We start from the raw sequence: 23,728 nt of genomic DNA, 5'->3' as shown, positions 1-23,728 counted from the left end.
CGTCCAGCTGCAGGACAATGACCTGCTTTCCCCACGAGGAGCGTTTCTCAGCTTCAGGACGTCACCGTCGCCCATCAGGACCGTCCTCTCGCCGGTAGTGCGCGGCCAGGATCAGGTCGGCCGATTCATCGGCCGGCCGGGGATACACGAGGCGGGTGTCACCGATCGTCTCGGCGAGCTCGAGGCCCAGGTCCGGCAGGTCGGCCCTGGCGACCTCGAGGGCCGACCGCAGCGCGGGAGCATCGGCGAGCATCAGTCGGCCTGGCCCTGCGGGATCGGTTGCAAGGCGGGCGAGACTGACGGCCCGCGCCTCGGGCGCCAGGCGGTGTGCGTAGGACAGGCAGGCGTACGCCAGCACGGCGCGGGGGGCCAGCCGGCCGGCCCAGCGGTTCACCACGAGCGCCTCCTCGCCCCTGCGGGCACGGTGAAGTGCCCCCTCAGTCGTTGTCTGGAGGATTCCAAGGTCACGGAACGGGTTCGACAACACGTCCTCCAGCGTGGCGCGGGGCTGGTCGCGCGAGCGCTGCGTGGGGGCGTACATCGAGACAAGCGCGGCGATGTCCCGGCTCACGAGCCCTTCGGAGGGCTGGGCCCAGCCGGTCTCCACTGCGGCGCGACGCACAGCCGCCCGCAGCTCCAGGCGGGTCTGGCGGGACAGCCCGGCGCAGCCGAACAGGTAGAACCAGGTGGGCACCTGGCAGGTGCCACTGAGCAGCCACCAGTGCAGCAGCCACAGACTCGAGGGAAGTTCGAGGTACGGGTCGGCGCCGTCCTCGGCGAGAAGCCAGTGCCCACGACGGGTCGGGCGCTGCTCGCCGCCGGCCCCTGCGGGTCGCGGAGCGTCCTCGAGAAGCCCGAAGGCGCGTGACCAGAACTTCATCGACGGGACCATGCTCGAGCCGACGCCGAGCACGACCGTGGCGTCGGCCCGGCTGAACAGTCCAGGGTCCGCTTGGACGGCTTCGTGGACCTTCAATAGCCATCCCTGCCGCGGAGGGTAGGAGCCATGCCTGGCGAAGGTGCGGGTGCAGCCGGACAGTGGAGGCTGGTAATCGCGCACGGCGGTCTCGCTCTCGTCAAGGGAGGTGTCCCGCCCGGCCCGAGGCTGGGCGGGACACTCAAGTGGGAGGGTCAGACGGATGGGGCTCGCACGAAGGTCCCCGTCCCGTCGGGCCAGCTGACGGTGACGTTCTTCTCGGCGCACAGTTCGAGGAAGGTATCGTCGGGCTGCTTGGCCAGCAGCAGGAGCTTGCGCGGCGTGTCGGCGAAGTGCCTGACGAGGTCGAACAGTTCGCCCAGGGCCAGCAGCAGTGACGAGCGTGCGGTGACAGCCCGTACGACGACCAGCTCGTTACGGGTGAGATCGAAGAGCTGCACCGGAAACGGCGTCAGGTGCCCTGGAAGCGTGATCCGGTAGCCGGTGACCTCGTGTCCTTCGGTGAGGCGGAGATGGCGCTCATAGGCCTCCGACAGGGTCCAGGCGGCCTTCTGCCCGGGCAGCAGATCCGACCAGTGGAGCGGCGTGGGGCTGGCCTGGAGCGGAGCGGTGCGCTTGAGCTGGAGCTCGGTGGCGACCGCGTCCGTGCCAGGCAGGGTGGTGGGTGGACAGTCGAGCGGAAGAAGCCGGAAGACGAGGACGCTGCGGTCGGCCGTGCCCGATTCCGCTCGGACGTCGGCCCGCACGTACGGGACCTGCGGGTCGAGTGCATAGGCCCCCAGGTAGCGGGGGAGCGCTCCCGGCAAGAGAGTGAACAGCCGCAGCGTACGGCCCTCCGTCCGGTGCTTGAGGATCGTGCCGTTCCCGCGGTTGGGCTGCTGATCCAATCCGTCGGTGCCCCCCTCGCCGGTGAAGTGGACATGGGTTCCGGTTTCTCCGAACTACTGAGGTCCCATCTGCTGATCAATAGCCAGCGGACCTCGAATGGTGATGACTGCCAGGCAGGGCCGGCAGCCCTAGCCATCCCCACCTGGCATGTCAGCGACTGCCTCGGCTACGCTTCCAGTACTCGGTCAGAGCGCCGGCGATCACAGCAGCCAAGATGGGGCTCAGCAACTGGACGAGGAGGTTGGCCCGTTCGACCGGCGCCCAGAACATCACTCCCGCCACGACGGCCCCCACCAACGTGACCGCAACGCCCGTCACCAGCGTGCGGCGACGGCGACGGCAGGCGCTCACTAGCCGCGCGAGGGCCTTCTCCGGCTGCGCAACGATCTCTTCCACGTTCCCCTCCAGGTCTTCGAACTTGGGCAGAGCCGGCAGCCATCCAGCGGCTGACCTGCTCAATTCCAGGTTCCAGCACCCCCAGAACCACTTGGCCCCTCCGGTCTTCCGCCCTCGAAGGTTGTCAAGGATTGCCATAGCCTGCCGTAGCTTGTCATTGTGGCCATGCGGCCAGACACATGCCGAGGGGGCCACGTGAGCAAGCACCTGACCATGCCGTCCATCGACGAACTCCCCGACGGGCCGTCGAGGTTGTTCGTGCAGGAGATCTTCTTCCACTACCGCGAGGCGAAGCGGCCCCCGCTGCGCGAGCTCGCCAGTGACGTCCTCAACGATGGCGAGTTCGATTGCACCGCCAGCCGGGAGACGATCCGTCAGATGCTGCGAGGGAAGGCCGTCCCCACCCGTTGGGCCACGGTGGACGCGGTCTTCACCGTCTTGTGCAGGCGGTCTGGCATCGCCAAGGACGGGGAGCGGTACTCGGCCACGGTGTTCAAGTCCATCACTTTCGAGGAGGCTCTGCGGCACCTGTGGGACGAGGCGCTGGAGGGCCGAAGTGACCCGGATCTTGCCCTCGGCGAACCTGACCACAGGGAGCGTTGGCTTCGGCGCCCCCGTGACTCCTAAGCGTCTGTGACCACCCGAGTCGCCTCTGACGGGTTGGTCAGTCTGTCTCTCGGATGGTGGGAATCCCCAGGTAAGTTGTCGATCGCCGATCTTCTTGCTCCTTGAGACGGGCGATCTTCTCCTTGGCAGCATCGAGGCTCACGGACAGGCCCTCGACGTCCTGTAGCCAGCCCTCGCGCTCAGCTTCAGTGATCCGTTCGACGAGGTTGTCCCGGACCTCTTCGAGACGGCCTCGCTCGAAGGGATCAACGATGAGGACGGGGCATCGGATGCAGGCGTGTTCATGGACGCAGTCCGACCCGTAGGCGCGTCCGCAGGTGCCGAGCGAGAGCTTCCTCCGTGCGAAGTGCCCGAGGAACTCGTCCCACTCTTCGGTGCTGACCGCTCGATACTCCTCGGTCGGGCGAACGCTGCGTCGGCGGGCGATGAAGGCCCGGTGTGCTTCGAGGACCGCTTGTGGATAGACCGCGTTGTAGCCCATCGTGGTGTTGATGTCGCGGTGGCCGGCGATGACCTGGGCGATGTGCGGGGGCAGCCCGTTGAGGATCGCGTCGGTGATGAAGATTCGCCGGAAATCGTGGGGCTGGAACTGCAGCACCTTTCCGCTCGCGTCGGTGATGCCGGACGCTTCCAGGGTCCGGATGAGCGCGCGACGGATCGTCGCGATCGAGATGGGGCGGCGTTCGCTGTCGTTGGTCCACTGGAACAGCAGCGGCATCGGTGCGTTCCAGACCCGTTCGTGCATGTCGTAGCTCGCGATCGACGGGATGACACCGTTCTCGTTGCGGACTCGGGAGACGACCGCGCTCAGTACGTCGGCCAACTCCGGGCTGATCAGGACGAGTCGCTCCTGGTCAGTCTTGGACGGGGCGATCTGCAGGAGCGGCACGACCTCGCCGGTGGAGGGCAGCTTGTAGCGGATGATGCTGTGGTGACTCAGTTCGAGTAGTTCCTCGATCCGGATGCCGGTGTGCCGCAGGATCTCGATGGCGGCCCATGCCCAGAAGGCGTGCTTCTCCTCCGTTCCGAAGTAGCGGTAGCCGCCGAGGCTGTCGTAGGAACGGCTGGGCGTGCCGGCGGACCGCTTGGTGCTCTTGGCCGCGGTGAACGTCTCGCCGAGGACCGTGAAGGAGGCGCCGAACGGTGCCGCGCTGATGGCGTCGAGCCGGGTTCGGGCTTCCTTGAGCCGCCGGTCGGCGACGCGGACAACGGTCGGCAGGACAGGCAGGCGCTCTCGCGTGCGCTGGTCGGAGCGGGTCTTCTGGCCCTGCTCGCGCTTCTTGCCCGAGGTCTCGGCCTCGCTGACCGGGCAGGGCGCGGTCCAGGGTCCCCAGCGGGCCGGTTCGTCGAGCGACCAAGCCACGAGATCCAGGTAGAGGGTGCGGACGGCCATCATCACGGCGGTCTTACTGGTGCGTGGGTGGATCTCCTCGATGACGGAGCCGTCCGGCTGCCGGGTGCGGACCACTTTCGTCGCGACTCGCGTCTTCCAGGCCGCGCTGACATCTGGCGGCAGGTCCAGCGAATCCAGCCCGGGGTGGTGTCGCTCGATGTCCTGCCAGAAGACCTTGGCCAGCAGGGACGACAGGTGCTTGAGCGAGTTGAAGTCCATGCCGGGTGAGCGTTCGGTCAGGTAGTCCACCAGGAGGTCGCGGATCGGCTGCGACTTCAGGAAGTACCGGTCGATGAGCTGGGCGGGCGTCAACTGTCCGGTGCGGTTCTCCAGGAGCAACAACGTGGCCGGTGCGTCGGCCGGCAGCAGGTCGAGGTCCCGCAGCCAGTAGTAGGCCAGTCGAAGGGCCTTGGCCTGTGCGGCGCCGCGAATCTGACGCATCGCCAGGAAGTCGCCCACGACGATGTCGTCGATGCCTCCGCCGTTGACGGCGATCATCTGGGCGAGGTAGGTCAGCCCGGCGCTGGCGGCCGGGATGCCCCGGATGTCGGGCGGGATGATCCGTTCGAGGCGGGCGAACCCCTCGGGGTCGCGTGCCTCGGCGATGGCCGGACCAAGAAACCGAGAGGGCCGCGCGGCAAGCCAGCTCAGCTCAGGGCGGATCACGTCCGCGCTGATCAGCGCCAGGATGCCGGAGTCCAGGCACTGCCGGTCGACGCGGGCAATGCCGTGCTGGCGGCACCAGCCGACGATCTCGGCGTGCCAGGTCTTGGGGTTCGAGGCTGCTGGGCTCGCGGCCCACCGGGCCTGCCAGTTGCCGCCGGGGTAGGACTCCAGCCAGGACAGGAGCGCGCGAGCGCCCCGCTTCCGGGATTCCTGAGCGCTGTCGGTCGAACCGGCCAGAGGCGGCTTCTGGAGGCGCCCGAGGACGTCCTCCCGGCTGGCCTCCGTGGCCAGCCAGGAGAGCTGAGGCTCCCGGGGCGGGAACCTCTCCAGGAGGTCTGTGGCCTCGGCCCCGGCGTAGGGGCGGAGGGTCTGGGTCGGGGTGGACCGGGTGGCCAGCGGTGCGCGGGTCGTGGTCTGGGTCATCCGTCGATCACCCCGAACAGCGTGTTCAGGGAATCGGGGTTGTAGCCGGGCGCCGGCGGTGCCGGCTGAGGCGCGTTCTGCTTCCTGGCCATCCTGGTGAGGTGGGCCAGGCCGTGCTCGATCAACTCATCGGCGCTCGGGTTCAAGTAGGTCTCCGTGGTGCTCAAGTGCTTGTGGCCGAGGATCAACTGCACGTGGTGCAAAGACATTTCGGGATCGTTTGCCATGCGGAAGGACGCCGTGTGCCGGAGGTCATGGAGAGTCCAGTTGCTGCCCAGCAGCTGGTTGACGCGGGTGAACATGATCCGGGCCGCGTCGTAGGTGAGCGGACGGAACGGCCGCCGCAAGGTGACCCAGAGCGGTTCCGCGCGGCCGCGGCCGGCGCCGCGGCGCCAGACCTCCTCCTGGTAGAGCCGAAGCCAGACGAACGCGGCTGGGGAGGCCGGGAGTTCCTGGAAGTCCTCGGTGCCTTTCCGGATCACACCGATCACCTGCTGCCCCGGCTTGGCGTGCTGCTGCTGAGCGCCCAGCAGCTCGCTGGCCCTGGCTCCGCTCGATGCCCATGCCTCCAGCAGGGCCCGGTCCCGGTTGTGGCGGATGCGGGCGAAGATCTCGGTGTACTTCTCGTCCGGGATCCGCCGCGGGATCCGCTTGGGGACCTTCGGCCGGTAGCGGCCCTTCCGTTCGGGCTGGAAGGGCTCGGTCGGCTTGTGGCTGGCGTTCCGACGCTCTCGACGTCCCCGCACCAGCGGGAAGGGATTGACCAGCAGGGCCCCGGTTCGCTGGTCGAGATGGAAGTCGTAGAACTGCCGTAGGACGGTCTCGCAGTGCGCGCGGGTGGTCGGGGCGTACTTGGGACCGATCGTCAGCTTGCCGGTCACCGGGTTCGGCGCCCCTGGTAGCACCTTTCCGGCTGCGGGGCGGGTGTCGGGCTCACTGCCGTTGCGCCAGTGCGGTCGGACCGGCTTGTCGGCCATCCGCATCCACAAGGCGAAGTCACGGGCGTCGCGTTGAGTTGCGCGGTCCCACTCGACTCCCAGCACCCAGAGGAACCGCCACCAGCGAAGCAGGTCCATGCCGTACGAGCGCAGGGTGGTGGCCGGACTCCCGCCGGCCAACAGGTCTGCGAAGTACAGGGCAACGGGCCCAAGCGGTTGGCCCTGGGGGTCCAGGATCTGCCACGGGTCCCACGGATCATCCGTGGCAACCAGCTTGCCGATCTGAGGCAGAACCAGCTGCCGCAGATCCCTCTTGGGCCCCTCCTCCAGGATCATGGCGGGAAGCTAGCAGATAACGCTCTGACCTGCACAGACATGCTTTTTAGTTCGGTCAACAAGCTCCACCCGTCCAGCGGATCGAGCGGGGAGCCGGGGCTGGTGAACAGCATGACGTTCGGCGTCAGGCTGCACGGGCTGATGCGCCCTCTCGTACGGCCGCCGTATCGAGCGTGCAGTTCATCGCGGCCTACGTGCTCGCCGACGGTCAGGTCCCAGGACATGGGTTACGACTCCTTGCGGTCAGATGATCGGATGGGCGGGAGAGCTGTCACCACAGGGTGAGGAGCTCATACGGCAGAGCCACCTGCTCCAACAGCGCGCCACGAAGGTCCTGGCTGCGGCCAGTGCCGGGCGCCGCCAGTCGGACGCGGACAGGATGTGGGACCACACCTCCTGGGTCGTCACCAGAACGGGGCACTCCTCGAACCCGGGCACACGGTCTGGGTCGTGGACGCCGTTGATGTCCACCAGGCATCCGTCAGGGCGGAGGGCCACGAGGTGAAGCAGCTGGCAGGCGCAGACGTTGTCGGCGATCAGGGGCTCGTTGCAGAAGTCGTCTTCACAACCCGCCGCGTCGCACTCCGGCTGACAGAGAACGCCTGTCGGCCAACCGGTGGCCTCCGCCATGGCGAGGGCCAGCGCGTGACACTGACCCCTGGTGAACGCCTCGACGGCGGCGGAGTCGATCAGGCCGGTGGTGATGGTGGTTCGCACGTAGTTGGCACCTGTGACCGTCGTCGCCCTCCCGGACGGTAGGGCCTTGGCCTCAGCGGCATCTTGAAGGATCTGAAATGCAGACGCCGTCGACGGCGTAAGAACAGGCACGACTGCTCCACATACTGGGCGGTGATGAATCGGCTGGCGCGACAGGGTCGGTTGAAGCCCAGGTGGCGGCGCCTTATCGGCTCAGCTCGTGGGGTTGCTTCCAGTCGGACCAACATGGAAAACATTACATCTAGAAAAAGTCTTACGCAATATCCGCAGCCTGGCTGTGCCCGACACCCACCCCAGTCGCAGTCGCGTCTGGGTCACTCGCCCTCCGATGCGCCGGCCCTGCAGGCTGCGCCCAGTGCCGCCAGCGAGTTGGATCCCGTTCCGTGGAGCTGGTGTGCAAGTCGAGGGCGGCGTAGCGGCCAGCCAGAGCCCTGTACGGCTGCGGGCCGACTCCTCCATTCGCCGGGGCCGAGCCGCGAGCGGTGAAGTCCTCTGCAGTCAGGCGAACGTGACCTTGCGCGGGGTGGGGAGGTCGTAGTGTGCGGCGATTGCCTCGACCACCTGCACGTAGTTCTCGGCTGACGGGGGTACGTCGATGGCGCGGCCGGTGTGGCTGGTCGCCTGATAGAAGCAGTAGGAGTGGCCTACCCGCAGTTCGAAGCGGCACTCCCCGTCGTAGCCATCGAACGTCACCGTGTGGCCGAGGGCTCCGAACTCCGCGTCACGCACCACGTGCGCGGTGGTCGCTGCCGGGCTGCGGGGCGGCGGAGCGCCGTACACGGTCGCGCACTGCCTGGTCGTCACGTCCTGGAACCCTGCGGCCTCCAGACGGGCCGCCCAGTCCAGGAGAAGTGCATCGTGCGCGGCCCGCTTCGCGGTGCCGGCCCGGGGGCACCGGAGGTGGTCGCCGGAAGTGACCATGAGGCCCCCGGACAGCCGGTAGCTGACGTGGTGTGAGCCGGGAGCGCCCCCTATGGCGGCGAGAACCGCCTGCATCTCGGAGCGCGGCAGGTCTTCGTTCGGAAGGGGGACAAGCGGCGGGACGGCGGGCACTGGCATGGTGCGACCTCATGACGGTGAAGGAGCGGATGATCACCGGCCCAGCCGGCGATGACTGTTCGGCATGCTGAAATAGCGTTGTGCAAGCGGATGATGCAGGGTCTGTCGTACGCGCCTTCCGGCGGGCCGCCCTGCGGCTTCGACGGCGTCTGGACGCGTGCTCTCCCAGCTGGTCAGGCCGCAATGCGCTCGGTCGCCTCGATCTCAAGCAGTCGGTGCGCCTCGGCCAGGACGTCGAGATACGACGGAAGGAGGCGGGTGCGGGTAGCTGCCGCAATGCCACTCGGCCGACGGGTCGCGTCAACGTAGATCACGCCCGGCGCCAGGGTCGACAGGGCTACGCAGGCCCGCGGCGAGCCGGCCACCTGCGGGAGCAGCGCTCCGACGGCGATTCGGCGCAGCCGGCCACGGTGAGATCGCACAGGAGCCATGTAGAGGCGGGCTCCGCCCGGGCCGCGAAGCAGCACACCGGGGGACTTGGTGCCCTGGATTGTTGGGCCCTTGCCCTTCGAGCTGCCGAGGGCCGTAGCCAGATCCAAGGCGTCGACGTCGGCCACGGGCTCACAGACCCACTGACCAGGGAGAAGCGCTGCGGCGCGTACGGCGATGTCGGCAATCATGGTGGGCTGAGACATGCGGAGGTTCTCCGGAGTGTTGACAGGGTTTCGGTTTGTGGGGTGCGGGCCGGCCGCGACTTGCGGCCGGCCCCGGCGTACGGACCTCCGTGCGCCGGACGGCAGCCGGCTGTGCGCCAGTCGGGCGGCGGCGCCGTGACGGTGGCTGCGGGGGAGGTTCCCCCGCAGCCCTCCGCGTCAGCTCTCGGCCGGGGGAGTGTCCAGGACGTAGACCGGCCCGCGCACACTGCGTACCGGCCTGCCCTTGGGGCCGTTGACGTGCTTACGGATGATCCGCTCCTCGTGCGTGCACCGGCCCTCGGCGTGCAAGTGGGTGTTCAGGCAGCGGTTCGGGCTGCGGTAGGGCGGAACCTCCCACCGGTACTCGGTGCGCGGCGGCATGCGGCCATCGCTTGCTTCGAGGTCCTTGGCAGCGGCCTCGGCGGAGGGTCGGTGGGTGGACCGCAGCCGCACGACGCGAACGTCTCCGTCGGGGATGCCAGCGCGCCGATCGCGCTTGCGTCCCGGCCGGTCGCGCGGGATGACCTCAGTCTCGGTCCAGGCGTGCTCGCCGGTCTGCGCCATCAACTGCCATGCCGTGTAGACGGTCTGGGCCCATGCTCCGGTCGTTCCCATCAGGCTCCCGACACTGGGGAACCGGCGTCCCAGCATCAGCACGGTCTCGTTGTCCCAAGTCAGCTCCGGCCTGTATGCGCGGGCGAGAGCGGCAGCCATCTTCCCGGCCGTGGACCGCCCACCGACCACCGGGACCTCGATTTCGGTGTCCGGGTCCAACGTGTTGTAGGCCGCGCCGCACGCCGTGTAGAAGGTCATCCAAATGCCCCGGGCTCCGGGCTCGACCAGCTCGCGGCCGTGCACGGTGTTCGCGACCCACTGGACCGGGAGGGAACCCGGGCGGCGCGGGTGAGCCGTCCACGCCGACCACGACACGGCGACGATCGGGGTGTGGAAACCCAACGGGCTCCTCTCCGCGCCCCAGCCGCCCGGACCGTCCGAACCGATCTCGTAGGAGCCGATCGGGTCTGCGAAGACCATCAGACCGGCCGGGGACGGCAGTCGGGCCTCGGTCATGGCCTCGGTGGGCGGGGTGGAGGCGGCGGCCAGTGCCGCAGCCGTGGTCTCCGAGTCCGCGAAGTAGAGGCGGGCGTCGGCGAGACGCTGGCTCTCCTGAACGCACAGCATGCGGGCGGCGGCAGCGATCGGGTCGGCCGCGTCCTCGACGTGGGGGAACAGCGACGAACTGCCGCCCTGGAGGGCCCCCGTCATTGCCGCGAGACCGATGTCGGTCCGGCAGAACTCTTCCATCTGCTGCCGCTGCTCGGCCAGCTCGCGGGGGGCCGGAGCGTTCCAGCGCCACTTGTCGGCGGGGGTCGAGACGGCGTCGTTGGCCAGCATGAAAGCGCACTCCAGGGGTGAATGCCTACGAGGTGGGTGATGCGAGGGAGTCCGAACCTCCGACCCGCAACGCCCACACTACATAGTGAAATAGAGTTACGCAATCTTCGGTCTCTTGGTCCACCGCCTTGTCTTCCGGTCCCAGTACGCCTGGGAAAACACCCGGTTGATGTCGGGCCAGTAGGCGGAGCTGTGCTCGGGACTCGGGGTTTGAGCAGGGACAGGCACCCACCCCCGGCCCGGCACCAGAGCGGCGAACCAGCCGAACTCGATGGCTTCCGCCTCGCCTGGCCCCATCCCGGTCCACACGCTCACGCCGTGGTCGTGCCAGGAACCGCACATCCCGCGCGTGGTTCCGGTGCGCGTGCACTGGGCCTCCGAGCAGCTACCGGTATGAGCCTCTCCAACCGGCACCCCGCAGCCGGGACACTCCTTCACCGGCCGGCCCTGCGGGAACACCGCCATCAACGGTCCTTCCCGGGATTGGCTCCGTCGGTCAGACCCAGGGCGTCGAGGGTGGCCAGCGCCCCCGCCCGCTGGCGCCGGTGGTAGGCGCGCTGGTCATCCGTCAAGACGGCGAGCAGGGCCAGCCAGCGCTCCGCCGGGCTCTCCCACAGCGGGCGGACCACCGCAGCTACCTCCTCGGCGGCCGCGCGCCAGTCGGGGGCCGTGTCCGGGGGGACCGTGAGCAGGAGGCACCCGGAAGAAGGCGGGTGCGCCTCACCCTGCAGCGGACCCGATGTCCGCGCCAGCCGGGCCGCCTGCGGGCGGAGCGCGTCCGCCGGGCACATGCCCAGGAGGCCGGCTGGAACATCCTGCCCGGCCCGCCGTGCCGCTTCCACGATTTTCAGCTCGCGACCGGACAGCGTGTGGACGCTCAGACAGGTCCGGCTGTCGGCGTGCCGAGCGACGACCTCGCCGCCGCCCCACACATAGCCGTTACCGCCGACGACCAGGAGGTAGTGCAGTGCCTGGGTGCGATTCGAATAGGAACACGGGAACCCTGTGATGAGCTCCTGGATCGTGACTTCGACATTCGCCATGGCCGTCGTCGTTCCTTCTTCTTGGAATGGGGTGATCGAAGGGCGCAGCGGAACCCGAGCCGTCCCGCGCGGCTGCTGCGCGGTGGGCGCCCCGCGGGATCGGGGCTGCTATGCCGAGGCGGCCTGGTAGTCCTCGCAGGCCGGGAAGTCGGGCTTGAGATCGGGCCCGCGGCGGCGGGTGGCCTTGCGGGCACACTTCAGCCGTGTCGATCCGTCGCCGATGATGCGGGGCTGGAGGGAGGCGCAGCCTCCACAGAAGGCCGCAGGAGCGTCCGGGGCGGTCGGCTTCAGGGGCTTGAGCGTTGCCGGGTGTGTACCGCGGTCGAGTCGCTGGCGGACCGATCCGCGGCCGACGGTGGCCGGGCTGATGATGTCGGTGGCGGGGCTGGGGCTCACGGGGCTGTCTTCCTGGGTCGTGGTTCAAGGGGAGGTGGGACGTGGCCGGGCGGTGGGGACGGCTCTTCCGGAACGGCCAGGAGCAAGCACCCCTCGAAATCGGCGTCGAGCAGGTCAGCCAGCCCGACGAGCGAGGCCAGCAGCAAGCTCAGGGAGCGGCTGTACTGGTGCGGTGGCGTTGGAGCGCCGAGCCCACCGTTGAAGGCGGTCAGCGCCGCGGCAACAGCTGCGGGCTCTCCGTCCGGAACGTCGGCCAGCGGTAGCTCCAAGTCCTGACGGGGTGGGGCTGACCCTTCGGTTCCGGTGTGCGTGAGATACGCGCGGCCGAGCAGGGGCCAGAAACCGATCCCCAGATGCTCGGTCAGCTGCTTGGAGGCGCCGAGGAATCCGGTCAGGACCGCCGGAAGGTCAGCGGGAGCTACGACGCTCCCGTGGTATCGGCACAGCGCGACGTAGCCCCGCATCGGGGCGGTGTGGCCGCAAGGGTGTACTGGTCGAGTGGTGTGCTGATCAGAGGGCACAGAAGTCCCCTTTCGATGAGCGGAGACCGGGAGGACGCCCTCCCAATAGTGCTGATACTACAGCGATAAATAGAGTTAGACAACTACGCCCAAGCTGCTCACCCGAGCTGGCCCTGTGGCGACGGCCCGGCGGTCGCCTCGCCGTGACCCGGAAGGCTTCGCCTCGGCTCGCCCGGTGCCGGCCGCCCTGCGGGCCGACCCGCAGGTGCAGACCCCGACCCCCGGGTCAGCGGCCGGTGAGCACCTGGCGCGCCGACTCGCTGCGCCTGCCAGGGCCATAGGAGAGTTCCTCGCCGCAACTCACCCCGGCTCGCCGGAGACGGTGGCAGCTACCGATCCCCGTGACTGCCAACGACACTGGCGGACTGTCGACGGAGGCCTCGACCCTGTCGTGGCCCGTCGCTCTCGCGCCAGCAAGCAGCCGACCGTCGAGTTCCAGCGCCGGGGCGGAACCCCTCGATGGACGCCACGGTCGTCGACGAAGATGGCCGCGCGTTCACGGCCAACCCCGAGGAACCGTCCAGGCTCACCCTGCAGCCGGCGCCATGTCGACCCCGGGACGTCTGAGATCGCGGCCGCTCCACCCGTGCCTGTCGGCGGGCCCGCAGGGGCTTCGGTGAGCAAGTAGCCGACTGTGGGCAGGGCCGAACGCCGTCCCACCGGTGCGTCGACGTCGCTCCCCCTCGGTCCGTAGGTACGCCAATGCGCCCCGGCCGGAGCCTGTCCAGCTCCGGCCGGGGCGCATGCGTGCGCCTCGGGCTAATCCTCCGAGGCCCAGGTGATCTACGGGGTGATGGTCACTGCCTTTCCGTTCCTGACCAGCACTCGGGAAATGCCGCCCACCTCGTCGAGACTCTCGAAGAAGCCGGCGAACGTGCGGCCCGGCCAGGCTTCGACGGCGGCCTGCACCTCCTCGCACAATCAATGCACGGGACGCGACGCGTCCCAGGAGGGAACCAGACCGTCGGCGGTGAGGATTGTGATCACTCCTCCCTCGCACCCAGCCGGGACGTCGCCACGGACAGATGCACGTCAGAACGGCTCTCTCGCACGTCGCCGCTGGCGTCGTGCGAGTTGAGGGGTTGTAGCGGACTTCCGCTCACCTGAGTGGCGGCTCAATGCTGATGTGTCCGGCTACGGTGCGGTCGTTGCCATCAAAGTCTCCGGGTGTCACTGGCGGGCGGTCCGGCGGTCGTCGCGGACCGCCCGTAGGCGGTTGACCATCACGGGATAGGACGCCAGAGCTCGCTCAGTGTCGAGCAGGCCGTTGAGCAGCTGGTAGTAGCGCGTTGGAGTGATGCCGAGCTCCGCCCGAATCGCCGCTTCCTTCGGCCCGGCCGACGTGGGCGCCGACCGCGCCCAGAAGCGCTGTTCGAGCAAAAGGATGGCGGCCTCCCGCTCGCCGAGGACCAGGGGGACGGCGGCGGCCCCCTGGTCCTGTGAGTCCTCACCCGGCATAACGCCCCCGGCGCTGGGGGAGCCAGGGGGCGCGATGGCCGTCGGACGCTACACCGGGCTGCGTCCGGCGCGCGGGAGCGACCGCGAGCCTGCGGGGCGCGAGCCGTCCGCCTGCAGCAGGCTGGATGTTCGTCCGCCCGGCTGCGGCCGTCGCGGGTGCTGCTGCCGGGGACCTGGTGGCCGCTGTGCGGGCGGCCTTGTGGTGGCAGGGCTTCGTGGCGGCCCGAGACGGCTCGACTCCGCTGCGCCGTTCCCGAAGCCAGTAGCTGGCGACCAGCGAGGCCACCCCCGCGCATGCCGCCAGCCGGAACTGGCCGTATATCAGCAGAGCTGCTGCGAGGACGCATGCGATGTGTCGGAGGGCGTTGACGGACTCCGTGATGCGCTTGTCATTCATGCTCGGTGTTCTCCTCTTGAGAGGGTGAAGTGGCGGGCCGAACTCCGGCCGCGCAAGCGACATTACATGTTAAAATAGACTTACGCAATCTCTCTTGGTTTGTGATGGCCCCGGGCTTCGCCGCGGTGGTGGTCTCCTTCGGATGGTGCTCGGCTGCGCAGACACGGTCGGCACAGCTGCCGCAGAGGCCATCCCAACCCTCACCGTCGGCGGCGTTCTCACAGTCGTCAGCCGAGCAGAAGAGAGCCGCGTAGACCCCGATCGGTATGAAGCGCAGCACCGCCGCCGGGGTGGCCAGGGTGATCACGCCGTGAGGGCCGATTCTGGCTACCGCCGCGTGGGCACGTCGGACGACGTGCCAGACGTCCAGCCCCGTCAGCTGACGGTGCTCGACGTCGATGGGGCGGGCCCATGCCTCGAAGTCGCGGACTTGCACTGCGTACTCGGCCTGGGTGTCAATCTGATCGCGCACCAGGCCGAGGATGGAGACGGGGCTGTGCTCAGGCATGAGTTCTTGCCTTTCTGTTGGGGTCGCGGTAGCGGCGCTGTGCCGGCCTGGTGGCGGCCGCGCCCCGCGCCCTGCTGCGGAAGCGTCAGGTTGCGGAGGTGAGACGGACGGTGTGCGCCGCTAGAGCCGCCGCGGTGGTCTCGTCGAATGGCACGTCCCATGCGATGAGGGTTTCGGCACCGTGGCGGCGGATGACGCTGCGCCCGTCCTTCTGAGCGAGTTCGATACTGCGGACGCCGGGCAGGCGCTCGGTCGTGTCTGGCACACATCCGGGCGACCTGCCGGCGTGGACCCCGAGGTCGGCGGCCAGGTGCTGTAGGTGCGAGGAGGCGTGGGCGCAGCTGCCGCGGCAGGTCAGCAGGGCTACACGCGGCCCGTCCTCCAGGCTGTATAGCGAATGCCGCGTGTGGGCGCCGAACTTCTTGCTCCGCACCACCGCGTCCGCGGCGGCGGGATTGTTGCGCACCAGCCAGAACGCCTCCCCCTCCGCGTCCCGCCACGCCCAGCTGAGCCGGAGCGCGGGAGTGTTGCGGACCTGCACCCAGGAGGCCTCCACGGCCGTGCCTCCCGGCCATGGCCGCAGTTCCAAGGTGCTGCGCCCGGAGGCCGGGTCGGCGAAGAGCGCGCCGGGGGTGGGAGCTAGGGGCCGGACGCGAGCGAGGAGTAGCGGGGTGCGGTCGGGCCAGGCGATGGCGCCCTGGTCCTCGGTGTGGCGGCGCTGGATCGGGCACTCGCCGCAGTGGCCGGGGGCGAGCTGGCGGCAGCGCTCGTAGCCGCCCCAGCGCTGGCGGCCGGTCATCGATTCGAACAGCGTGGGGAAGTTGATCGGCAGCAGCCCGCACTGGTGGCGCTGGTCGAAGTGCGCGTTGAGCGAGAGCCGGTTCCAGCCCTGGCCGTCCGGACCGCCGGGGCCGTAGCTGGGCTCCTCAAGGAATATGGGCACGGTTGTACTCCGATCGTGGAGTGGCAGGGTAGTTCAGGAGTGGTGGCCGGCTCTCAGGCGCGGTGCCAGCGCGGCCGTGATGTCCCGCATCGGGGCACCCGCAGCCTGTGCGGGCGCCCCGCCGGTGGGCGGTGCGCTGGTGCGAGGCAGTGTCAGCGCCTCGGCGGCGCGGTTGTGGCAACGGCGAGACCGAGACCGGTTCGGAAGGCGTGACGGACAGGGCGGCCGCTGCCGGTGTCCGCGTCGTCCGGGAAGCTGTTCCCCGCCGCGTCCTTGAACACGACGAGGTGCCACCGGGCGAGCCTGTGCGAGGTTTGCCACGCGACGTTCGGCGCCAACCGGCCGTCCGACATCGCGGTCGTCAGGGCGTTCAGCTGCGGGCGGCTGAGCAGCGCCAGGCGGCCTTTGAGGGTGATGGCGGGTCGGCCGGGCTCGGCCGGGACGTAGCCGAGATCCCGGAGCTGAGCCAGCGTCTTCTCGGTGACGGTATCCGGGAGCCAACCCTGCGGGTGTTCTGCGGCGGCTCCCAGGGCCTTGCCGAGCATGGTCGTGAGGGCGGGCATCGATGTCTCCGTTTCGTCAGGGGAGGCGCGGTCGCAGCCACGGGCTTTCCGAGTGGGGCCGTTCAAAGGCCCAGGCCGAGGGCCTTCAGCAGCACCGCGAACTCCTCGGGATAGGGCAGGTCAGGCCGGGGATTCCGGCGGATGGGACGCATTCTCAGCACCGGGACGTCAAGATCCAAGCCGAGCGGCCTCTCCTTGTCCTGTGGGTCCCACATGACTTGGTAGTCCTGTGCGTCGATCATCCAGCCGTCGAAGTCGTCAGCGGGCTGGCCCACTCGGAACTCGTCGTCCTGAGCGGGCTTGACCGAGGAGCATGGGCACGACGGGTCGTTGCACGGCCTGCCTGCGGGGTGAGTTGTCATCACGGACCGCTGGCGGTACGTCGTGGCGGCACCGTTGAGCATCGGGCAGTGCTGTTCGCTGTACGGAAGGCACTCGGGATGCACACCTGGCTCGAAGGCGTGGCCAAGACGCACATCGCTCGGCCGGACCACCAGGAAGATCCGGTTCTCTAGGCGCTGCCCGCACACCTGGCAGAGCCTGTTGATCAGCGCGACGATGCGCTTTCGCTCGTCGACGGTGCCGAACGCGGCGTGACCGCCGTGCTCGAAGGTGATCCACGGGACTACCAGACCGCCGCTTCGCGGCCGGCTCGCGCAGCGCGCGGGAATGCTGGGCGCGGTGCCTGCTGCGGCTCCGCGAGACGGGTCCGGGCGGGACGGTGTGGTCGACATCAGAGTCCCTTCGGGGTCGCGCGGGGCATGCGGTGGCGGGAGTGGTCAGTTGCCCACCGCTTGAACTCCAGACGGTGGTGCGGGCTGAACCCGCGGAGGCTGACCTGCGCGGGACAGCCGTGGTGCGGACAGGAGAAGGTGTCGTTGCCTGAGATGAGCATGAGGAGTCTGCCGAACACCGGAAATACCTCCAGGGATACGGGTTTGCAACGAGAGTGCCGCCCAGCGGGTGATCCGGACGGGCGGCCGGATTCCGGGCCGCGAGACTGGGCGCGCAGCGGGCGGCGGGCTTGTCGTCACCCCCACCCAGCAGAAACGACAATACATTTGCATATAGCCTTATGCAAGCGGCGATGGGGGTCGGAGAGTCGCTCGCGCGGGCGACTCTCCGTCGGCCACATCGCACTACTGCTCGACAGTCACTGATCGGCCTGCGGCGGCATCTGCAGGGTCAGTGGATGCCGTGGCGCCGCAGGAGCGCCGCCGCCTCGCCGCCGGTGGCGCACACCCATTCGGCTGCCGCGGACGCCCGCAAGCGCGAGGGCGCGGTATCGGGCCGGCGCCCCAGCTCGACCAGTTGACCGCGGGCGGCGACGATCAATGAGCCGTCACCTACGGCTCCACCCGCACCGATCACCATTCCCCCCTCCGCGATCGCGACGAGAAGGAGAGCGCCGCAATCGATCGCTTCCTGCACCAGTCGGTCCCCCTCTCCCGGATATCGGTGCAGCGCCTCGGCGACAGCCGTAGCTGCTGCGGCGCGGGCAACGAGCACTGGATGGCCGCTCGAAAGGGCATGCCTGGACATGGCCGCTGCGCCCTCGGAGCGGACCAGGTCCGCAATCCTCTGCATGACGGGAGCCGCACGGCGGACCGCGAGGATCGACTCGCGGACGGTCTGCCTGCGATTCTCCTCGCTGACGGCCGGGAGCATGGTGCCAAGGCGGCGTACCACTTCATCGAAGGGCATGTTCGCCTTCGTCAGGTAGTCGGCAAGGCCCTGGAGTACACCGGGCCCCGCCCGCTTGGCAGCCAGGTACCCCGGGACCCTCACGGCCTGATCGAGACGGATTCCGGTCGAGAGGGCCATAAGTGCGGCGAGGTTGGCATCGAAACCCCGAACGGACGCGATCGTGCGGGCCGTGGCAACGGCGGCCACGACACCGCCAGTGCCCGACGGGGCCCTCTCCAGCGTCGTGCGCAGCGCCGTCGATACCGGCGGGCGAAGATCCTCCAGGGTGGAGAGGTTGGGGAGAGGGTCAAGGGTGGCGGCCAGCGTGGCGCCGGCCAGTACTTCGAGAGCCTCGGCAAGTTCGGTGTCCGGCACGGTCTGGATGCCTGTTTTCGACAGGTTGAGTGAGAGCCACTCGGACAGTGGAAGTGAGAGCCACGTTGCTCCGTTCGTGGAGCTTGTGGGGTCGTCGATGGACCAAGATCGGCGGTGAGTTTCGGAGCCACTCCTATCGGGTGATGTTTCGTCACGACGTTTCGTGTCCCGGTGCTGTCACCGGGTTTGTGATGGTCTGGTCGATAGGTTGGCTGTCCCGGGTCCCCCCGGGCGCGGTCCCTGACAGGCCCAGCCCGGGAGGACCCGGCTCCGTTGCCGCATCAGCGCAGTAGGGTCTGTGCATGCTCTTGTGGATCAACGGCCCCTTCGGCGGTGGCAAGACGCAGACCGCGCACGAGATCCAGCGGCGGCTTGCCGGCAGCATCATCTGCGACCCCGAACACGTAGGTTTCGGCCTTCACCGGATGACGCCCCCGCCACTGCGCGGGGACTTCCAGGACCTTCCCGCCTGGCGGCAGGGTGTTTATGAGGTGCTGGACCGGGCTCTCGCCGAGCACGACGGTGTGGTGATCGCGCCGATGACGGTCGTGGAGCCAGCGTACTTCCGCGAGACCGTCGGCCGGCTGCGGGAGCGCGGCCATGACGTCCGGCACTTCGCGTTGCTGGCCGAGCGCGGGACGGTGCTGCAACGGCTGCGCGAGCGTGGCTTCGGGCATGCCGTGCAGTTCGTCGCCGGGAAAGACGCCCCTTTGCGCCGGGAAAGCTTCGCTCTGTCGAAACTCGACCTGTGTCTGGAGCGCCTGCGCGAGGTCGAGTTCGCCGAGCACTTGTGGACCGATCGCCTCACGATCCCGCAGGTCGCCGACCACATCGCCGTCTCTTCCGGACTGACGCTCGCCCCGAACACCGACAGCACACTACGAGGGCGCCTTCGCCGGGCCTGGACAGGGGCCAAGCACATCCGGTTCGACTGAGCCACCGCCACCGGCTTTCAGGAGACAACTCCGCAGGGCGGAGGATGGAGTCACCGTGCCGCGTGTTCGGCTTCGGTGGTCTGGAGGCGGAACGACTCGGTGCCGGTCTCGATCAGGGTGAAGCGAAAGGTGAGCCGGTCGGCGATGGCCGCGCAGAGCCTCGGGTCGGTGAACGTCTTGTCCCACTCGCCGAACGGCGCGTTGGAGGCCACCGCGGTGGCCTTGCGCTCCTCGCGCTCGGTGAAAATCTGGAACAGTAGCTTGGCGCCCTTCTTGTCCAGGTTGAGGTAGCCGAACTCATCCAGGCACAAAAGATCGACTTTGGTGTAGCGATGGAGGGCTGCGGTCAGGTTCTTGTGGGCCTCGGCCTCGGCGAGCTCGTTCACCAGCGCGGTCGCGGTCGTGTAGCGGACACTCATGCCGGCCTCGGCGATGGCGGTGCCGACCCCGATCAGCAGGTGGGACTTGCCGGTCCCGGAGTCGCCGATCATGACGAGCGGTCGGCCTTCGCGTACCCAGGTCGGGCTCTTGAGGGCGGAGACGGTCTCCGGGGAGACGTTCGGGTTGGCGTCGTAGTCGAAGTCCTCCAGGCGCTTGGGGCGAGGGAACTTCGCGGCGGCGACCAGGCGCTGGCGGCGGCGGACGTCGCGGTCCGCGCACTCGACCTGCAGCAGGTCCAGCAGGAACTGCTTGTAGGTGAACTTCTCGCGGCGGGCGGCCTGGGCGAGCTCCTCGAACCGGTCGCGGATCGTGGGCAGCCGCAGTGTCTTGCAGGCTTCGTCGATCAGCGCGTCCTCCGGGTCGACATCCGGGCGGTGCATGCGGCCCGGCGCCGCCGTGCCGGTCAGCTCGTGCGCCCGGCCGGTGGCGGGGTTCGCGGCGGTCAGGGTCATGCCGTGCCTTCCTGGGTGGGCCTGCGCTTGAGCAGGCGGTCGTACTTCGACAGCGAGGGCAGCGGCCGAGTGTCGGCGGGCAGCGGCCGGCGGCCGTGCAACGAGATCACGTTGCCCCGCTCAGCGGCTGTCACCCCGAGCCGGGCGAACGCCTCGGCCTGCACCGGGTCCTTGTCCAGGACGGCCGCCTCCAGCTCCTCCGGTGCCTCCTGGGCCTTGCGGGCCTCGATCGCGACCAGGTCCGCACTGCAGGAGCGCGCCCGCAGGACGGCCTGAAGTCCGGCGACGACGGCATCGGCGGGCAACTGGCGGTGCAGCAGCAGGACCTCGATCAGCGCCCGGGTGCCCTCCCGCTCACCGTGCGCCTCCCGCGCGGCGGCCCAGAACGCCTCGTGGGCGGAGGTGAACGTGCCCTCCGCACGGGCCTGGGCCAGCGCTGCGGCACCCGCGAACGCACCGGGCTTGACCAGCAGGACCTCCAGGTAGTGGTCCAGCACGTCGTGGTAGACATAACGCCGTGTCAGCCTCGGGTGGCGGGCGACAACCTGGCGCCCGTCGAAGACCAGCAGCTCGTTGGCCCGCAGCGAGACGCGGACCGTGCCGCCGATGAATCGGGCCGGCACCGAGTAGTAGCTCTGACGAACCGTGATCCGCCCGTTGCGGTGGACCGTCGGCGTCAGGTCCAGCCCGCAGTCGTAAGGGTCCGCCGGCAGCGGGTTCAGCAGCTCGCGCTCGGCCTCGAAGTCGAATCCGATGCTGGTCGGCCGGCCGTGGACGTGCCGGGTGTCCTCCAGCTCATCAATCCGGGCCAACTGCTCGTTGAGCTCGGCGATCGTGGCGACCTGCGGTGGCGGGACCAGGTGGGTGCGGCGGAACCTGCCGCCCTCGTGCTCGACGCCGCCCTTCTCGTGGGCGCCGTCCACTCCAGGGGTGCAGTAGAACGGCGTCACCCCAATCTTCCGCGGGTTCAGAGATTCTGAAGTATCGGCCGGGCGAACCCACGGAAGCCCGGGCAGTATTGCCGCATGGAGAGACCGAGTTCGGCCTGGAAGCAGGCCGAACTGGTGGGTCGGCTCAGCGTCGTGCGGAGAACGGCATGGCGTCGGCCCATTCCCAGAACGCTCGGCCTTCCGTGACCTCGTGTTCCATGATTGCGAACAGTCGGGAGGCATCCGTATTGGGCGGGATGTCGACGGCGACGTGACGGTCACCGCTCCATTCGCTCAGCAGTCCCGCCGTACCGATCTCGTTCTTGATGCGATCGACTGCCTGGTTCAGTTGTGCCGGGGGCAGGCCTGGGACGAACAGCAACCGCAGAACACGATGGGAGGAGAGGGCGACCACCTCGGCGACTTCGTCAACGTCCGAAAGAACGACCTGGTCGCCGAAGGCCAGCCCGTAGGTGCGAAACGGGATGCAGGCGATCGAGAAGGTCCCGTCGTCGAGAGGCTTCAGCCACAACTGCTCCTTCTGCCCGTCCAGGCCGAAGGGCGCCAGGTCGGCATGGGCGATGTAGTTGCTTTGAGCGCGCCCGACCGGGTCGTCGTGGACGATGAACTCGATCACATGCTCTCCCTGGCTGATGTCGCTGCGGTGACATGATGCCGCGCCGGCTCTGTCGCGCTGCGAGCGGGGCGTCGAAGTGGCTGCTCAGGGCTTCCTTCAGGTCTGTTCCGCTGCGGACTCCGTGACTGCGGTGGTGTAGCGGAGGCTGGCCTTGGCGCTGAGGGCGAAGACGTGGGCGAGATGGAGCGGATCGGCTCCCGTGGCGGCGGCTTCTTCGAGGATTCGGTCCTGTCGGAGCCGGTCCAGGCTGACGGGGAGCCGATTGACCAGGCGGTCGAGCCAGAAGGTGCCGACGGCTGTCGTGGTGGTGGCCGTGTTGCGGCTGACCAGGAGGTGAGGGTTGGTGCTGTTGGGCCAGCGTCGGCGCCGGTGGGCCAGGTAGTCGGTGATCGCCTCGGCTGTGTAGTCGTCCAGGGGGCGATTGCTTCCGGCTGGATCCAGGCGGCGGCCGGGCAGGTCGACCTGGTCCAGTTGGAGCGCGCGGATGCGGCGGGCGGGCAGTGCGTGGACGCCCGCGAGGGCGACGACCACCCGCAGGGCGGGATCCTGTTCAGCTGCGGTGGCGACGGAGTCGACTTCCTGGTTGGTGAGCGGAACCGGTACCGAGACGTGGTTCCCGCTCGTTCTCACCCCTCGCATCGGGTTGGCGAAGATGAGCCGTTCCTTCTTCAGCACGCCGAACAGGCTCCGCAGGGCACTGGCCTCGTGCACTCGGTTGGGGCGGTCGGGGAGCCAGCTCGTGATGTCGTCGCGGGCGACCTGACGCAGGGTGGTGTAGGCCGCCGTCCGCTCGCGCAGGAACGGCTGGACCAACCTGAGCTGGGTGATGACCGTGGACCGGGCGCGGGGGCGCCGACGTCGGCTGCCGTTGCGCAGGATCGCGACCCAGGCGTCGACCTCCGCCCGGATCCCGGCTGCGAGGAATTCCAGGCGTGTGTCGCACCAGGCCCTCACGGTGTCGGGCCGGTCATCCAGCAGCACGTCCAGGTCTTCGAAGACCTCCAGGACGTGGTTGGAGGGGATCGCGTTGTGGGTGAGCTGGGCGATCGTGGACGCTCGGATCGGCTCGCCGATCGCGTGGACCGCGCAGAGGATGCGGATGCCCCTGCGGACGGAGCCGAGTGTGCGAGGGGGCCAGCCTCTCAGCTCCGCGATCCGTCCGGCGCGCGCTTCCAGGACGGCGGCCAGTTCGGCATCGAGAAGCGGTGCCATGCTGCTGACTCCGCGCAGGTCATGGGCCATCTCGAACAGCGGCAGCTGTCTCCATCGCGGCCGGACGGAGGGCAGCAACCGATCCGTCGACTGGTCCGCGGGGTGCTCCGGGCGGAGCGGCGGGCCGCCCCGCGGACGCAGGGTGCCGACGATGAACAGCTGGTGGCCGGTGCGGGCGGCGGCCGTCAGATCGACGCGCGTCTTGTTGTCCGGTCCGGCGATCAGGCTGGCTTGGCGCCGACAGAGCCGGCAGACGCCGTCCTGGGCGGCCACGTCGCGGTCGCAGACCTCGCAGTGACCGCCGGTGGCCTTGGCAACGAAGCCCCAGCATGCCTTGCAGCGGGGGCGGTCGAGCCATCCCCAGCCGAGACAGTCCCGGCAGCTGCGGGTCGCCCAGGGACGGCGGCGACGTATCGGCGTGCTCACAACGGCGGCCCGGACCGGCCGGGACGGCGCCGGAGGACAACCGGGCTGCCGCCGACCACCTTCCGCTCGGCCTGCTCGTCCACGCCGTCCGGCTGCCGGTTGTCGATCGGCTCGGGGACCAGGAGGTCAGCGGGTGTGCACTGCAGCACCGCGCAGATCACGTCCAGATCGTCGAGGCGAACGGTCAGTGGGCGCCCCGACCACAGGTGCGACATCTTGCCCGCCGAGATGACCAGTCCGGCGTCCGCGAACATCTTCTGCAGCTCGGACGCCTTCCAGACGTCGCGCTGGGCGGCGACCATCCGCAGGTTCCACTTCACCGTGTCCTCCCAAAGCGCGCGGCGGCCCTCTGGCCGGCCCGGACCCACGCGTCCTCGACGTGGGATTGCTCGACAT

At 69.0% G+C, this 23,728-nt stretch carries 26 protein-coding genes; 2 read left to right on the top strand and 24 right to left on the bottom strand.

The features are described from left to right. Nucleotides 1-61: 61 nt before the first annotated feature. The 3 genes from OG689_RS41685 to OG689_RS41675 form a co-directional block, all read right to left on the bottom strand. A complete protein-coding gene (locus OG689_RS41685) occupies nucleotides 62-1,060 on the bottom strand; it encodes a DUF4007 family protein (protein WP_266328445.1) in 999 nt (332 codons plus the stop codon). A gap of 71 nt (nucleotides 1,061-1,131) precedes the next feature. Next, nucleotides 1,132-1,824, bottom strand: a complete 693-nt coding sequence (locus OG689_RS41680) for a hypothetical protein (protein ID WP_266328443.1) — start codon at nucleotides 1,822-1,824, stop codon at nucleotides 1,132-1,134. Nucleotides 1,825-1,975: 151 nt separating this feature from the next. Then, nucleotides 1,976-2,221, bottom strand: a complete 246-nt coding sequence (locus OG689_RS41675) for a hypothetical protein (protein ID WP_266328441.1) — start codon at nucleotides 2,219-2,221, stop codon at nucleotides 1,976-1,978. A 195-nt stretch (nucleotides 2,222-2,416) separates the two neighbouring features. On the opposite strand from OG689_RS41675, the gene OG689_RS41670 reads away from it, so the two are divergent. Then, nucleotides 2,417-2,848, top strand: coding sequence for a hypothetical protein (locus tag OG689_RS41670; protein ID WP_266328440.1), 432 nt, complete (start codon nucleotides 2,417-2,419; stop codon nucleotides 2,846-2,848). Nucleotides 2,849-2,885: 37 nt separating this feature from the next. On the opposite strand, the gene OG689_RS41665 is transcribed toward OG689_RS41670, so the two are convergent. The 16 genes from OG689_RS41665 to OG689_RS41590 form a co-directional block, all read right to left on the bottom strand. Next, nucleotides 2,886-5,330, bottom strand: a complete 2,445-nt coding sequence (locus OG689_RS41665) for a site-specific integrase (RefSeq protein ID WP_266328438.1) — start codon at nucleotides 5,328-5,330, stop codon at nucleotides 2,886-2,888. Continuing rightward, nucleotides 5,327-6,604, bottom strand: coding sequence for a site-specific integrase (locus OG689_RS41660; RefSeq protein ID WP_266328436.1), 1,278 nt, complete (start codon nucleotides 6,602-6,604; stop codon nucleotides 5,327-5,329). Before OG689_RS41660 ends, OG689_RS41665 begins: the two co-directional genes overlap by 4 nt. Beyond that, nucleotides 6,601-6,828, bottom strand: a complete 228-nt coding sequence (locus OG689_RS41655; RefSeq protein WP_266328434.1) for a hypothetical protein — start codon at nucleotides 6,826-6,828, stop codon at nucleotides 6,601-6,603. The genes OG689_RS41660 and OG689_RS41655 overlap by 4 nt, the downstream gene beginning before the upstream one ends. Nucleotides 6,829-6,847: 19 nt before the next feature. Next, nucleotides 6,848-7,321, bottom strand: coding sequence for a hypothetical protein (locus tag OG689_RS41650; protein WP_266328432.1), 474 nt, complete (start codon nucleotides 7,319-7,321; stop codon nucleotides 6,848-6,850). 498 nt (nucleotides 7,322-7,819) lie between these two features. Beyond that, nucleotides 7,820-8,242, bottom strand: a complete 423-nt coding sequence (locus OG689_RS41645) for a hypothetical protein (protein ID WP_266328430.1) — start codon at nucleotides 8,240-8,242, stop codon at nucleotides 7,820-7,822. 311 nt (nucleotides 8,243-8,553) lie between these two features. Then, nucleotides 8,554-9,015, bottom strand: a complete 462-nt coding sequence (locus OG689_RS41640) for a hypothetical protein (protein WP_266328428.1) — start codon at nucleotides 9,013-9,015, stop codon at nucleotides 8,554-8,556. A 177-nt stretch (nucleotides 9,016-9,192) separates the two neighbouring features. After that, on the bottom strand, nucleotides 9,193-10,410 hold the full coding sequence (locus tag OG689_RS41635; RefSeq protein WP_266328426.1) for a hypothetical protein: 1,218 nt from the start codon (nucleotides 10,408-10,410) through the stop codon (nucleotides 9,193-9,195). 464 nt (nucleotides 10,411-10,874) lie between these two features. Further along, nucleotides 10,875-11,453 (bottom strand): hypothetical protein, encoded by a 579-nt coding sequence (locus OG689_RS41630; protein WP_266328424.1) that lies wholly within the window; start codon nucleotides 11,451-11,453, stop codon nucleotides 10,875-10,877. A 108-nt stretch (nucleotides 11,454-11,561) separates the two neighbouring features. Then, entirely contained in the window at nucleotides 11,562-11,849 is a 288-nt protein-coding gene (locus tag OG689_RS41625) for a hypothetical protein (RefSeq protein ID WP_266328422.1), read from the bottom strand. A 1,304-nt stretch (nucleotides 11,850-13,153) separates the two neighbouring features. Continuing rightward, a complete protein-coding gene (locus OG689_RS41620) occupies nucleotides 13,154-13,279 on the bottom strand; it encodes a hypothetical protein (protein ID WP_266328420.1) in 126 nt (41 codons plus the stop codon). A gap of 261 nt (nucleotides 13,280-13,540) precedes the next feature. After that, on the bottom strand, nucleotides 13,541-13,828 hold the full coding sequence (locus OG689_RS41615) for a DUF3263 domain-containing protein (RefSeq protein ID WP_266328419.1): 288 nt from the start codon (nucleotides 13,826-13,828) through the stop codon (nucleotides 13,541-13,543). Nucleotides 13,829-14,217: 389 nt separating this feature from the next. Further along, nucleotides 14,218-14,733, bottom strand: a complete 516-nt coding sequence (locus OG689_RS41610; protein WP_266328417.1) for a hypothetical protein — start codon at nucleotides 14,731-14,733, stop codon at nucleotides 14,218-14,220. A gap of 85 nt (nucleotides 14,734-14,818) precedes the next feature. After that, nucleotides 14,819-15,676: a hypothetical protein gene (locus tag OG689_RS41605; protein WP_266328415.1), complete on the bottom strand. Its 858-nt coding sequence runs from the start codon at nucleotides 15,674-15,676 to the stop codon at nucleotides 14,819-14,821. 152 nt (nucleotides 15,677-15,828) lie between these two features. Further along, nucleotides 15,829-16,239 (bottom strand): hypothetical protein, encoded by a 411-nt coding sequence (locus OG689_RS41600; protein WP_266328413.1) that lies wholly within the window; start codon nucleotides 16,237-16,239, stop codon nucleotides 15,829-15,831. A 62-nt stretch (nucleotides 16,240-16,301) separates the two neighbouring features. Continuing rightward, entirely contained in the window at nucleotides 16,302-16,973 is a 672-nt protein-coding gene (locus OG689_RS41595) for a cell envelope biogenesis protein OmpA (protein WP_266328411.1), read from the bottom strand. Nucleotides 16,974-17,424: 451 nt separating this feature from the next. Continuing rightward, nucleotides 17,425-18,300, bottom strand: a complete 876-nt coding sequence (locus OG689_RS41590; RefSeq protein ID WP_266328409.1) for a hypothetical protein — start codon at nucleotides 18,298-18,300, stop codon at nucleotides 17,425-17,427. 302 nt (nucleotides 18,301-18,602) lie between these two features. Here OG689_RS41590 and OG689_RS41585 point away from each other — a divergent pair, with 302 nt between their 5' ends. Beyond that, the gene (locus tag OG689_RS41585; RefSeq protein WP_266328407.1) at nucleotides 18,603-19,235 is read left to right on the top strand and encodes an AAA family ATPase; all 633 of its coding nucleotides are present in this window, start codon (nucleotides 18,603-18,605) and stop codon (nucleotides 19,233-19,235) included. 50 nt (nucleotides 19,236-19,285) lie between these two features. Here OG689_RS41585 and istB read toward each other — a convergent pair whose 3' ends face one another. The 5 genes from istB to OG689_RS41560 form a co-directional block, all read right to left on the bottom strand. Continuing rightward, nucleotides 19,286-20,056, bottom strand: a complete 771-nt coding sequence (istB, locus tag OG689_RS41580) for an IS21-like element helper ATPase IstB (RefSeq protein WP_266328887.1) — start codon at nucleotides 20,054-20,056, stop codon at nucleotides 19,286-19,288. A gap of 68 nt (nucleotides 20,057-20,124) precedes the next feature. After that, complete coding sequence (locus OG689_RS41575; protein ID WP_266328405.1) at nucleotides 20,125-21,078, bottom strand: hypothetical protein; 954 nt, start codon at nucleotides 21,076-21,078, stop codon at nucleotides 20,125-20,127. Between the two features lie 124 nt (nucleotides 21,079-21,202). Next, nucleotides 21,203-21,694: a DUF4265 domain-containing protein gene (locus OG689_RS41570; protein ID WP_266328403.1), complete on the bottom strand. Its 492-nt coding sequence runs from the start codon at nucleotides 21,692-21,694 to the stop codon at nucleotides 21,203-21,205. A gap of 96 nt (nucleotides 21,695-21,790) precedes the next feature. Continuing rightward, nucleotides 21,791-23,332: a hypothetical protein gene (locus OG689_RS41565; protein ID WP_266328401.1), complete on the bottom strand. Its 1,542-nt coding sequence runs from the start codon at nucleotides 23,330-23,332 to the stop codon at nucleotides 21,791-21,793. After that, nucleotides 23,329-23,652 (bottom strand): helix-turn-helix transcriptional regulator, encoded by a 324-nt coding sequence (locus OG689_RS41560; protein WP_266328399.1) that lies wholly within the window; start codon nucleotides 23,650-23,652, stop codon nucleotides 23,329-23,331. The genes OG689_RS41565 and OG689_RS41560 overlap by 4 nt, the downstream gene beginning before the upstream one ends. Nucleotides 23,653-23,728 lie beyond the last annotated feature (76 nt).

Source organism: Kitasatospora sp. NBC_00240 (genome assembly GCF_026342405.1).
Lineage (GTDB): Bacteria > Actinomycetota > Actinomycetes > Streptomycetales > Streptomycetaceae > Kitasatospora.
Note: the sequence above shows the minus strand (reverse complement) of the source record. Positions and strands in the feature narration are given on the sequence as shown.

What these genes read in the sequence shown, in the direction of transcription:
- OG689_RS41665 (WP_266328438.1), bottom strand. Translation starts at nt 5,330, where the DNA reads ATGACCCAGACCACGACCCGCGCACCGCTGGCCACCCGGTCCACCCCG.
- OG689_RS41615 (WP_266328419.1), bottom strand. Translation starts at nt 13,828, where the DNA reads ATGCCGGGTGAGGACTCACAGGACCAGGGGGCCGCCGCCGTCCCCCTG.
- OG689_RS41655 (WP_266328434.1), bottom strand. Translation starts at nt 6,828, where the DNA reads ATGTCCTGGGACCTGACCGTCGGCGAGCACGTAGGCCGCGATGAACTG.
- OG689_RS41600 (WP_266328413.1), bottom strand. Translation starts at nt 16,239, where the DNA reads ATGCCCGCCCTCACGACCATGCTCGGCAAGGCCCTGGGAGCCGCCGCA.
- OG689_RS41595 (WP_266328411.1), bottom strand. Translation starts at nt 16,973, where the DNA reads ATGTCGACCACACCGTCCCGCCCGGACCCGTCTCGCGGAGCCGCAGCA.
- OG689_RS41610 (WP_266328417.1), bottom strand. Translation starts at nt 14,733, where the DNA reads ATGCCTGAGCACAGCCCCGTCTCCATCCTCGGCCTGGTGCGCGATCAG.
- OG689_RS41640 (WP_266328428.1), bottom strand. Translation starts at nt 9,015, where the DNA reads ATGTCTCAGCCCACCATGATTGCCGACATCGCCGTACGCGCCGCAGCG.
- istB (WP_266328887.1), bottom strand. Translation starts at nt 20,056, where the DNA reads ATGCACCGCCCGGATGTCGACCCGGAGGACGCGCTGATCGACGAAGCC.
- OG689_RS41635 (WP_266328426.1), bottom strand. Translation starts at nt 10,410, where the DNA reads ATGCTGGCCAACGACGCCGTCTCGACCCCCGCCGACAAGTGGCGCTGG.
- OG689_RS41630 (WP_266328424.1), bottom strand. Translation starts at nt 11,453, where the DNA reads ATGGCGAATGTCGAAGTCACGATCCAGGAGCTCATCACAGGGTTCCCG.
- OG689_RS41660 (WP_266328436.1), bottom strand. Translation starts at nt 6,604, where the DNA reads ATGATCCTGGAGGAGGGGCCCAAGAGGGATCTGCGGCAGCTGGTTCTG.
- OG689_RS41645 (WP_266328430.1), bottom strand. Translation starts at nt 8,242, where the DNA reads ATGGTCACTTCCGGCGACCACCTCCGGTGCCCCCGGGCCGGCACCGCG.
- OG689_RS41585 (WP_266328407.1), top strand. Translation starts at nt 18,603, where the DNA reads ATGCTCTTGTGGATCAACGGCCCCTTCGGCGGTGGCAAGACGCAGACC.